At 41.1% G+C, this 10759-nt stretch carries 7 protein-coding genes and 5 tRNA genes; 1 reads left to right on the top strand and 11 read right to left on the bottom strand.

The features are described 5' to 3' along the window. Positions 1–507 precede the first annotated feature (507 nt). The 6 genes from JOC76_RS29295 to JOC76_RS29270 form a co-directional block, all read right to left on the bottom strand. A complete protein-coding gene (locus JOC76_RS29295) occupies positions 508–1755 on the bottom strand; it encodes a DUF3298 and DUF4163 domain-containing protein (RefSeq protein ID WP_205182299.1) in 1248 nt (415 codons plus the stop codon). A 257-nt stretch (positions 1756–2012) separates the two neighbouring features. After that, entirely contained in the window at positions 2013–3425 is a 1413-nt protein-coding gene (locus JOC76_RS29290) for a four-carbon acid sugar kinase family protein (RefSeq protein WP_205182298.1), read from the bottom strand. 25 nt (positions 3426–3450) lie between these two features. Continuing rightward, positions 3451–4758, bottom strand: a complete 1308-nt coding sequence (locus tag JOC76_RS29285; protein ID WP_239558129.1) for an MFS transporter — start codon at positions 4756–4758, stop codon at positions 3451–3453. A gap of 51 nt (positions 4759–4809) precedes the next feature. After that, positions 4810–6072 carry a ribulose-bisphosphate carboxylase large subunit family protein gene (locus JOC76_RS29280; RefSeq protein WP_205182297.1) on the bottom strand — a complete coding sequence of 421 codons (1263 nt, stop codon included), beginning with the start codon at positions 6070–6072 and terminating at the stop codon, positions 4810–4812. Between the two features lie 29 nt (positions 6073–6101). Further along, positions 6102–7127, bottom strand: coding sequence for a zinc-dependent alcohol dehydrogenase (locus tag JOC76_RS29275; protein ID WP_205182296.1), 1026 nt, complete (start codon positions 7125–7127; stop codon positions 6102–6104). A 52-nt stretch (positions 7128–7179) separates the two neighbouring features. After that, positions 7180–7854 carry a class II aldolase/adducin family protein gene (locus tag JOC76_RS29270; protein WP_307784788.1) on the bottom strand — a complete coding sequence of 225 codons (675 nt, stop codon included), beginning with the start codon at positions 7852–7854 and terminating at the stop codon, positions 7180–7182. 268 nt (positions 7855–8122) lie between these two features. Between JOC76_RS29270 and JOC76_RS29265 the strand changes: the two genes are divergently transcribed. Further along, positions 8123–10042 (top strand): sigma 54-interacting transcriptional regulator, encoded by a 1920-nt coding sequence (locus JOC76_RS29265; RefSeq protein WP_205182295.1) that lies wholly within the window; start codon positions 8123–8125, stop codon positions 10040–10042. A 264-nt stretch (positions 10043–10306) separates the two neighbouring features. Here JOC76_RS29265 and JOC76_RS29260 read toward each other — a convergent pair. The 5 genes from JOC76_RS29260 to JOC76_RS29240 form a co-directional block, all read right to left on the bottom strand. Next, a tRNA-Arg gene (locus JOC76_RS29260) sits at positions 10307–10380 on the bottom strand. Between the two features lie 25 nt (positions 10381–10405). Further along, positions 10406–10480: transfer RNA gene (locus JOC76_RS29255), tRNA-Asn, on the bottom strand. A 20-nt stretch (positions 10481–10500) separates the two neighbouring features. Next, positions 10501–10577, bottom strand: a tRNA-Ile gene (locus tag JOC76_RS29250). A gap of 3 nt (positions 10578–10580) precedes the next feature. Continuing rightward, a tRNA-Gly gene (locus JOC76_RS29245) sits at positions 10581–10654 on the bottom strand. Between the two features lie 14 nt (positions 10655–10668). Then, positions 10669–10744 (bottom strand) — tRNA-His (locus JOC76_RS29240). Positions 10745–10759: the final 15 nt, after the last annotated feature.

Here is a 10759-nt window from a genome sequence, read left to right as displayed (position 1 = left end):
CATGTATTAGGCACGCCGCCAGCGTTCGTCCTGAGCCAGGATCAAACTCTCCAAGAAAGTTGATTAGCTCATTTTGTTACGTTGGCTCATGATCTCTATATAATAGAAGAAACATGATAATTATTGTTTGTTGACGTTTTTGTTTGTTTAGTTTTCAAAGAGCAATTTTATTTATCGCTCAGAAGCGACTTTATTAATATATCATCTGCACTCAGTGAAGTCAACAACTTTTTTAAAAAAAGTAATTTTCTTTAAAAGCAGTGACAAGAAGTAATATTAACAGAAACAATTAAATCTATCAACTGTTTTTTTGTTAATCCCTATCACTTAGTGACAGGAATTTATTCTACCAGTATATCTTACAAACGTCAATACATAAAAAATAAAACCTTTCTTCTATAATGAAAATCAAAATATACCCGAACGTATGTTGGCATACTAGGCGATGAGGACACCAAGTCCATAAAAAGAAGCATGAGAACCGTCCCCATGCTTCACCATGCTTCATCAATCAATCTGAAAAGTCTTCATAATTTCAGGAACAACATTCTTGATAAAGTCATTAGCTTGTAAATCATTCTGCGGTATTTGGGCTACAGAATACGAATATACCATATCTCCTTTTTCAGCAAGTTTTACTTCCGCTCCAGGCTTTAACGAGGCCCAGACTTGTTTTTCATACATATGGAAGCTAAACAACAACGGTTTATCAGCTGAATTGAAATAGACATTGATTGCAGATGTCCATTTATTATTCTCCGCGTAATCGGCTCTTTCAAAGGTCAGACGATCCATCCATTCTTTTGGGACCGAAAAATGAAAGCCTTCCGAAACATAGATGGTGGTCGAATGAATCGGTTGTGAAACAGGAATTCCATGACTCTTGAAAAATGTAGTGTTTAATACACTTTGAATATCAAAAAAAGAAAGATGATACAAAAGCGTCCCTGCAGCGAAGGGGGTATATTCATAAGGAGGAAAATACATCATTAAGCCATCCTTCGTTAAATAAACCTGTTTTAAATCATCCGAGCTGATTTGTTTAAACTCCCCCATCACTTCAAGCATATGCAAAACATCTTGTTTGAGGATGAGTTTGCTAATGATTTGCTTGGTTTGCGGCGAACCATTATACAATTCGCTCAATTCCACAATCCTGCCATTATCCAAGTCAACCAAGATAGGAACCATTGATGGCATGCCATGGGCAGCCCCGCTTAAATAAAAATATTGATCATACACAAAACTGATAAGGTGCCCATTCTGAAAAGTGATTTTGTATGTTGAATCAAACGATGATGGCGCACTTGGAACCTCATTCGTCATCTGACTCTCATCAGCTGCTTCCGCTGTTTTCTTCAAGTAATCATTAATTTTTGCTTGTGCCACTTTGTCTTTCATGCCATCAATTTGCGGATAGATAATATGGATATTGAGGCTGTCTTTCACAATGGACTCATCATGAATTTTAATCGTTTGATTGGTGTTTTCCGGATAAATGTTAGGTTGCTGATCAGTCGTTTTTCCTGGTTGAACGGGCGGCGTATCCTGCGGAGTGTTAGGCTTTTCCGTTCCACCGGCTGGTTTTCCAGGTTCACCTCCAGTTTGTTCTGGTTTATTCTCCCCGGTAACTGTTGGTTTTTCTGAAACAGGCTTTTTATCTTGTACACCCCAGCATCCTGCAGTAAAGAAAACAACAAGTGCAATGGCTATCATCGACTTCCATTTCATCCGCTCACTCCCCTTAGTTTGCATCCTATATAATTATAGTAAGGTTCCTGTTTCCTAGAATAGGTCAGCAAAAAAATAACCCTCAAGGCTGTTCGAAAACAATCCTTGAGGGCATCCAATAATATTATTAAAAGGGGGGCTGAAAATGCTTGTCTTAATAATAACCGCTTATTCTTAATAAAATCTTAATATACAAACCGTCGCACTGATTCCTAATGGCATCTCATGCTATGGAAGCACGAGAACCGTCCCCCTGATTTCAATTCATATTCTTTGTTCAGTTAAAGTTTGACCAAGTTGGGAGCACAGTTTAACACTTTACCAAAATAGTCTACACTACCAAATTGTCCGCCTTTTAATGATAGCTCTAAGCCGTCGATACGAGAATCATCGGAGTAGCATCGACAAAGTGGTGCTCCTGGTGAGATAGATGTGACCATTTCTAGCGCATAAACACCTAGTTGTTTTGTTGCATAACTGGATGTGTCCCCGCCTGCAATCACTAATCGCTCAATACCAGTCTCTTGAATCACCATTCTGGCAACCTCACCTAAATAGGAACCAAGGATTTTACTTGAATCCGAGATAGAGGAACCGCTTTCAGTGAATTGACGTTGATTCTCCTTGATACTCGGATCATCTGGTCCTAATGCGGTATAGATAACCACACTCTGACCCCGCACAATGATTTCAGTTGCTTTTTGGACTAACTCTTGCATCGCTTTCTTTCCGTTGTTCTCATCCATGACCTCTTGAAGAGACAAATGAATTCCCTCAAAACCATTGTTCATCGCCCACTGAAGCTGTTGTTCTGTAACAGGAGAGCAGCTGCCAGAAACGACAAGAAGTTGATCCACCTTTTTAAATGATGGGCGTTCACTGCTGTTTACGGAGTTTACAACATCTGGATGCTTATGAGCGGCAGCAACAGCATGTCCTACACCAGATGATCCGATTAAGAATAATGGCTCTTCAGGTTTCCGAGAGAAAGCGAGCAGTTCTCCCACCTTCTCCACATGCTCTTTCCTTGAGGAATCGAACAAAACAGCCTGTGAATCTTCAGAAACTTTTTCTTTATAAATTTCCTGTAATTCGCTCATTGGCTGCTCGAGATCGACAACATTGATTAAGTCAATACGCCCATCTAAGCCCTGTTCCTGTAAAACAAGCCGTAAATCGGCTTCTGACATCGGTGTAATCGGGTGCCGAGACATCACCGGATGCTGATCTAAACGATACACCTGATTTCCCATCGCGGCAAAATGGTTACCAAATACCGTATAACGCTTCAAATCGGGTGAAGCGACATACACTGGTACAGTGACTTGAGAATCAAATACATTCTGCCCAATTTTTAAAACGGTTGCAATGTTTCCGATATTTTTAGAGGAATCAAAGGTGGAACAGACTTTGTAATGAACATAATCACTGCCCAATTCTTTTAAACTTGAGAAGATGGAAGGCAGAGTCTGCTTCATTTCCTCTGGGCTCATTACCCTGCTATTACCTGCGACACCAATACATTTAACATTAGGAAAACGACTCAATACCGATTGATCTGGAACATCCAGAAACAACACAGTGGGAAGCCCATTAATGGTGAGGGATTCCATTGAATCCGTTGAACCAGTAAAGTCATCTCCATAGAAGGAGAGAACGATTTTCCTGTTTTCCTGAGAAGTTTCATTCTCCATGCGTATATCCCCCAAACCTAAAATCTTAAACTCTTATTTTACCTGAATAGTTGATGGCAATAGAACCAACTGCCATAAGTAAACCTGAGAAAGCAAAGATTGCGAAAACACCAGCATAACTATTAGTCGTTTGAACAATATAACCGATTAAAATTGGAATGATCAAACCTCCAATATTACCAGAGAAGTTCATGGCACCCGTTAACTGACCTACATGTTTTTTTGCAGCAAGTCTTGCTGGAACACTCCAGTACAAACCACCCCAACGAAGGAAGAAGTTAGCAAGAGTAATCAATAGGATTGCTGCACTCGCAGTAGAAACATGACTAACCATCATAATCGCGCCTGCAACACCAACACCAGCAAATCCAAGCATCGTTCTTAATACAGCGTTTACAGATTTACCTTTTCGAATCAAACGGTCGGCCAATTGTCCTGCAAAAACCTCACCTAAAAAGCCTGCGCCAAAGATAACAAATGTCCAAATACCTGTCATCCCGAAAGAGACGTGCTGCGCTTGACTAATGTAAGTCGGAGCCCAGGTAAGTAAGCCGAATAGAACAATGTCATAGCCTAAGAAAGCTAAAAGTAACATCCATGGACTTGAGTGCTTAAAATATTTAATTGCAGAACCTGTTGAAAGATCTGATTCATCCTCATCATCTTCTTCAATTTTAGCAAGATAATTTTTCTCTTCCTCTGTAATCAGTGGATGATCAGATGGATTATCCCGCATAAACAACCAAGCGATTACACCAATAAGAACGGTAATTGCCCCAACGACTCCAAACGCGAGTCTCCATGAACCTAACCAAACAATCAGTGCAGTAACAAAAAGTCCGCCAAATGCCGTACCTAGCGGTCCACCACCATCGACAAGTGTGCTCCCACGAGAAATTTCAGATTTTCTTAACCAACGAATTAAAGAGGTATTGGCACCATTTTGAACAGGTCCTTCAAAAACACCTAATAACATACGCATTCCAATCAAACTTGCAACGCCTGTAGCAAACCCTGTAAGAGCCTCAGCAATCCCCCAGCCAACTAAGCTTGTGGTGACCACTTTTCGAGGCTTCAATTTATCAACGAGCCATCCACCAGGTATTTGCATAAGAACATAGGTCCAACTAAATGAACTAAGGATAAGGCCGATTGTAACCGAATCAATATGAAGTTCCTTACTAATTAATGGCATCGCGACCGAAAGCGATGAACGGTCAATATAGTTAATAATCATGACTAATATAAAAAATGAAAACATCCACCAACGTAATCCTGGAAGAGTAAAACGTTTCTTTTGCTCTGCCACTTGCTGTTTTTGATTCGCCAGCATAAATACACCACCTAATATAATTTTTTAAATCGTTTTCTAAAAACGCTTACGTTATTTCTTACGACCAAATTTCTCTATAGCCAGCGCGAGCTCTTGATGAGTATTGGCATAATCCGTTAATGATGTACCTGCAAGAGCCGCTTCCCATCCCTGTTTCATGCTTTTAACTCCAGCGGATACCCCGCCAGGATGGGCCACGATACCGCCGCCAGCTAAATGAATCAAGTCTACTGTATTCATGGCTTGGTAAGATTCCATTGCCGTTCCTGCCCATTGGCCTGATGAGAGCACTGGCATAATCGTATCATTCCCAAACATCGGTGTCAGACAACTCTTGACAGATTGGATAACCGATTCGTTGGATTCATAAAATTTGCTGTTTAATCCGTTTGTATGGAGATGGTCCACCCCGGCTAAACGGCATAATTTCTGATACACTTTAAAATCCATTCCCAATAGAGGACAGCGTGTCATGGCACCCCACTGATTACGATGACCATGAATCGGAACCTCGGAATAGTTTCTTAAGTAGGAGACACCGGCATAACCTACACTATTGATGCCAACCATCACACAGTTCCCGCCGGCAGCTACCACCGTATCGTGGTTTTCCCGCAATTCATCAATATCTCCTGTGATGTTAAACGCATACATAACCTTTTTACCTGTCTTGTCTGCAACTCTCTCGATCTCTTCCATGACCACTTTGACTCTTTCCTTTAATGGCGCATATGGCGGATTAGCATTGAGTTCATCATCTTTAATAAAGTCAATTCCTGAGAGAGCCAATTCACGGACCAAAATCCGCAATTCTTCAAGCGAAAGGCCGATACTCGGTTTGACAATGGTTCCAATCAATGGTCTGCCGTATACATTCGTCAGTTGTCGAGTTCTCTCAATTCCAAACTTCGGACCTAAATATTTTTCTGTAAACTCTATCGGAAGCTCTAAATCAATCAATCTAAGGCCGGAAAACTCCTCTAATTCATAAAGATTACCTGCCACCGTTGCCAAGAGATTCGGAATGGAGGGCCCGAAATTATGATATGGAAATGAAAGGACAACCTCTCCCCGGCGATATACTGAATGCCCATCTTTAGGCAACTTAGCCCCCGGCAATGTCGGTCGTTCCACCGATTCAAGTTCTTGAATCGACAATACTTTCGCCCCGTATGTTTGTTTAAGTGCTTCCGTTTCTCCAGGTACAGAAACGAAAGTACCTGTGGACTGCTCTCCTGCCATGACGGCTGCAGCGTGTTCCAAAGAATACGGCGTCTCAATCAGATACGTAGCAAGAACACGAGCATTTCCCATTTTCATCCCTCCATTTCAAGTCTTTCGTCTCAGTCAAACGTTACAAGAATCTTTAGAGGATTCCCCTCTTTCTTGTCCATCATTCTAAACCCTTCCGCTGCTTCGGAGTATGGTAATACATGAGTGATAATAGCATCTGTCTCAATACGGCCAGAAGCGAGTAAATCAACAGCTGTAATGGTATCTTGGCGCGTGTAACAGAAACAACCAACCAATTGTTTCTCTTGTCCTTGCAGCTGCATAATATCCAAGGATTGCTCTTCATGGAACATGGCAACCGTAACGACTAGTCCGCCTTTTTTAACAAGTGAGAGCGCTTGGTTGACAATTCCCGGTACTCCAATGCAAACAAAGACTTTATCAAAAGGACCGCCATTCATTTCCTTCGCTTCTTCAATCCAGTTTTCTTTACCCTTAATGTTGATAGTGTGAGTGGCACCCATTGTTTCGGCAGTATCTAAGCAGTAATCAAATACATCTGTCGCAAGAATAGTGGTTGCTCCAGCTTCTTTCGCAACCGCTAGTACCAATAGTCCAATTGGACCTGACCCAAGAACTGCCACTTTTTCACCGACCTTAATATCTGCCTGACGCACAGCATGGACTCCAACTGCTAAAGGTTCTGATAAAGCCCCAAGATTGTAGTCCATATCCTGTGGTAAAACAAAGACGACATCTTCATGGGCAACAAATTCTTCAGCCATTGTACCATACCAATTTCCAATGCCAGGAGCTTGGCGGTTATTACAATAATTGGTTCTGCCTTGTAAACAATCTTCACACTTACCGCAGCCCACCTGTGGTTCCACCGTTACTCGGTCTCCCACCTTTACACGAGTGACTAAACGGCCATGTTCAATGACTACGCCGGAAATCTCATGACCAATGATCACCGGTGGCTTACGGAATGGGTGAAGACCTTTGTATGCATGAATATCTGAACCACAGATACCTGCTGCTTTAACTTGAATGCGAACTTCGTGTTCTCCTAGTGGAGCACGATTAACGTCTGTAACGACTACAGAATAGGGGCGATCAATCATAACCGCTTTCATGTTGACTACACTTCCTTATCATTTTTTCTATTAAACTGTTAAATAAAGTGATTTATAAATGCTGCTTTCGATTAACCAGCTTCCGTGGTTTATATCTGGCACTTTCCAAGAAGTCTTTTACCACATGATCTGGGATGTTCGTAAGCTTAATTCCCGCTGAATTAGCTGTTACTATCATTCGGCATGCCATTTCCAATGTTTCTAAACGCATAATGGCATCTGAGAACGAATCATCAAAAAGAATGACTCCGTGGTTTTTTAAGATGATTACATGCCCTTCTTCTGCCTTTTCCTTGACGGCTTCGCCCAGCTCAACCGTACCAGGATGGTAATAATCCACATAGGCGATATCTTCAAGGTAATACATTGTTTCGACAAACAATTCAGAAACAATCGGTTCTTCACTTGAAGCAATGAGCGTTGTATAAAAAGGTGAAGAATGAAGGATTACATTCGCATCATTCCGTACCTGGTAGATTCCGGTGTGCATTGGCACCTCTTTAGATGGCTTTCGGTTTCCTTCCCATGTGCCTGTCTCAAAATTGCATAAGGCAAAATCATCTGGTTTGAGGTCTCCCATTTCTGTGCCTGATGCCGTAATAAGCATGTGCTTATCATCTAAACGTGCACTGATATTCCCCGATGTCCCCCAGGCAAGTTGATTAGCCAATAAGTACTTTCCTGTATTGATTAACTGTTGTGAAATCTTTGCTTGTTCCTTATTCACTAGTTAACCCTCCTTTCATATATCTTAATATGCAAGATGCGTGCCAACTTTTTAATTAAGATTGAAAAATAATCGAATTTTTTATGAACTATTTGTGAAAACCCTTTATTTAAGGGAAAATTCCGTTTTCCACTATTTAAAAAAGGAAAACGTTTTCATTTCAAAAAGAATAGTAAACGATTTCAATTATGCTATAATTGTATCAAATTGAAAATCTACGTTTCATTTTGAAACATTCTATAAATATCAAAAACAAGAGGGATCTAAGATGAGTAAAATGGTCGTTATCGCACCATCGAGGGAATTTGCTGACATTGTTCGAACCGCTATTGGCAACGATATCAAAATTTATGCTCCCGATAGTGATCGGGACTTTTCCTTTCAAGAAACCATCCCCATTGCCAAAGAGGAAGAGCAAAATGGTGCAGAGGTGATTATCACACGTGGTGGTCAAGCAACTCTTTTAAAACAAAAGGTCAATATTCCGGTTGTCGAAGTGAAAATGACCGTCCTTGATATTCTTCGAACCGTCCACTCATTGAAAACAAGGTATCAACGGATTGGTCTCATTGGTGTAGAAAATATCATTTGCGATTACCGTGAACTTGGCAGTTATATCGATATAAAAATATACCCTGTCTTCTCCTACGAACATGATTTAGATATAAGAGTGAGAGAAGCCATCTCAGACAAGATCGAATTTATTGTCGGCGATGGAATGTCAATTGATCACGCTAAACAATTTGGCTTACCCGGCATTAAATTAATGCCTTCAAAGGCGAGCGTTTTAGAAGCATTGGATATGTCAGAAAACCTTGTCCTTGCCGGCTTTCAAGAAAAGAAGGTTAATGAACAATTACGGATGATTCTTGAAACAGCACAAGACGGTATCTTTATCATTTCGAACGAAAATAAAATGGTTTTAGCTAACAGCCGTGTTCTAGACCTTCTTAACCAAGAGAGAAACAGAGTGATTCATCAATCCATCGAAAACGCTCTCGAATCTGAACAGGAACTGCTTCAGTTAATAATAGAGCCGCATGAAATCAACGGGAAAATTGCGAAACTGCATGATTCAGTTGTAACCGTATCCAAACGAATGATTACCGTAGATGAAGATAAAATTGGATGGGTTGTCACTTTACAAGATGTCACTCAAGTTCAAAAACTGGAACGAAAAATTCGCAGACAGTTAACCGATACAGGATTTACCGCTAAACAAAACTTATCCGATATGGTTGCGGTGGCACCTAATATGAAAAATGTGAAAGAGAAAATCATGCACTTTAGCAAAACCGATTCTACCATTCTATTACAGGGCGAGACCGGGACAGGAAAAGAATTGGTGGCACAAAGCATTCACAATCAAAGTCATCGAAATAACCGCCCTTTTGTCCCCGTCAACTGCGGGGCACTACCTGGCAATCTGCTTGAAAGTGAATTATTTGGATATGAACCTGGGGCTTTTACAGGGGCTAATCGCAATGGCAAAGCAGGACTGTTTGAGCTGGCCCATACCGGCACCATTTTCCTTGACGAAATAGGAGAAATGCCGCTCGAACTGCAATCAAGACTGTTGCGTGTTATACAAGAAAGGGAGATTATGCGGGTCGGCGGGAGCTCCATCATTAAGGTAGATGTTCGGATTATCGCTGCCACACACCGTGACTTACAAATAGACATTCGCGAAGGAAAATTCCGGGCTGACTTGTTTTATCGCCTAAATGTCTTGAGAATCCCGCTTCCTTCCCTTCGCGAGCGCAAAGAGGATATACCATTACTAATGAATAGGTTACTGGATAAGGTCAGCAATCGTTACCAATGTCAGATACCGAGTTTGCCGAAGGAAATTATCGATATATTTTCCGATTATTCATGGCCGGGAAACATTCGTGAATTGGAAAATATGTTAGAAAGGCTCGTCGTACTATACCAGACAGAAATTCCAAAAGAAATCATTTTACAAGAAATGATGAAAGAACTAAGGGAACAAAATGAGCCCAAATGGAACGATCAAAATCAAGGGAAATATGAAGAACATCATTCTATTTTAGATGGAACACTAAGAGATATAGAAAAACAAGTCATCCTAAACAACCTTGAAAAATTCAACGGCAACAAAGACCTAACTGCCCAAAAACTAGGCATCAGCCGAGCAACACTGTGGAGAAAATTGAAGGAATTATAGCCCCGGAGAATCAAGGGGACGGTTCTCATGATTCCGAATCACAAGAACCGTCCCCCTGATTTCTTTAAAAGATTTAATTTATAAATAAATGTAAGAAAGTTGACCGAAGAACCTTCTCATTCAAATTTATATTTTAAAAATATAAGAAAAAACCTCCTAGTATACATCTAACTTTTAGTCATTTCGGCTTATGAACGTTACACCGACCGTTTTGCTAGATGTCCTAGAAGGTTGATATTTAGCTATTTTTATCACAATTCATTACGCGCCTTAGAGGATTCGAACCTCTGACCGTACGCTTAGAAGGCGTATGCTCTATCCAGCTGAGCTAAAGGCGCTTAGTATTTCCCCATAAAATAAAAATGGCTCCGCAGGTAGGACTCGAACCTACGACCTATCGGTTAACAGCCGATTGCTCTACCACTGAGCTACTGCGGAACAATAAGAAAATATGTATATGGTGGGCCTAAATGGACTCGAACCATCGACCTCACGCTTATCAGGCGTGCGCTCTAACCAGCTGAGCTATAGGCCCATATGGAGCGGGTGATGGGAATCGAACCCACTACATCAGCTTGGAAGGCTGAGGTTTTACCAGTAAACTACACCCGCATTTAGATATTAAATGGGGCGGCTGATGGGAATCGAACCCACGAATGTCGGAACCACAATCCGATGCGTTAACCACTTCGCCACAGCCGCCATTATGGTGGAGGG

The organism is Neobacillus cucumis (assembly GCF_016908975.1).
GTDB lineage: Bacteria > Bacillota > Bacilli > Bacillales > Cytobacillaceae > Neobacillus > Neobacillus cucumis.
The sequence above is the reverse complement of the archived record's forward strand: the minus strand, read 5'-3'. Positions and strand labels throughout refer to the sequence as shown.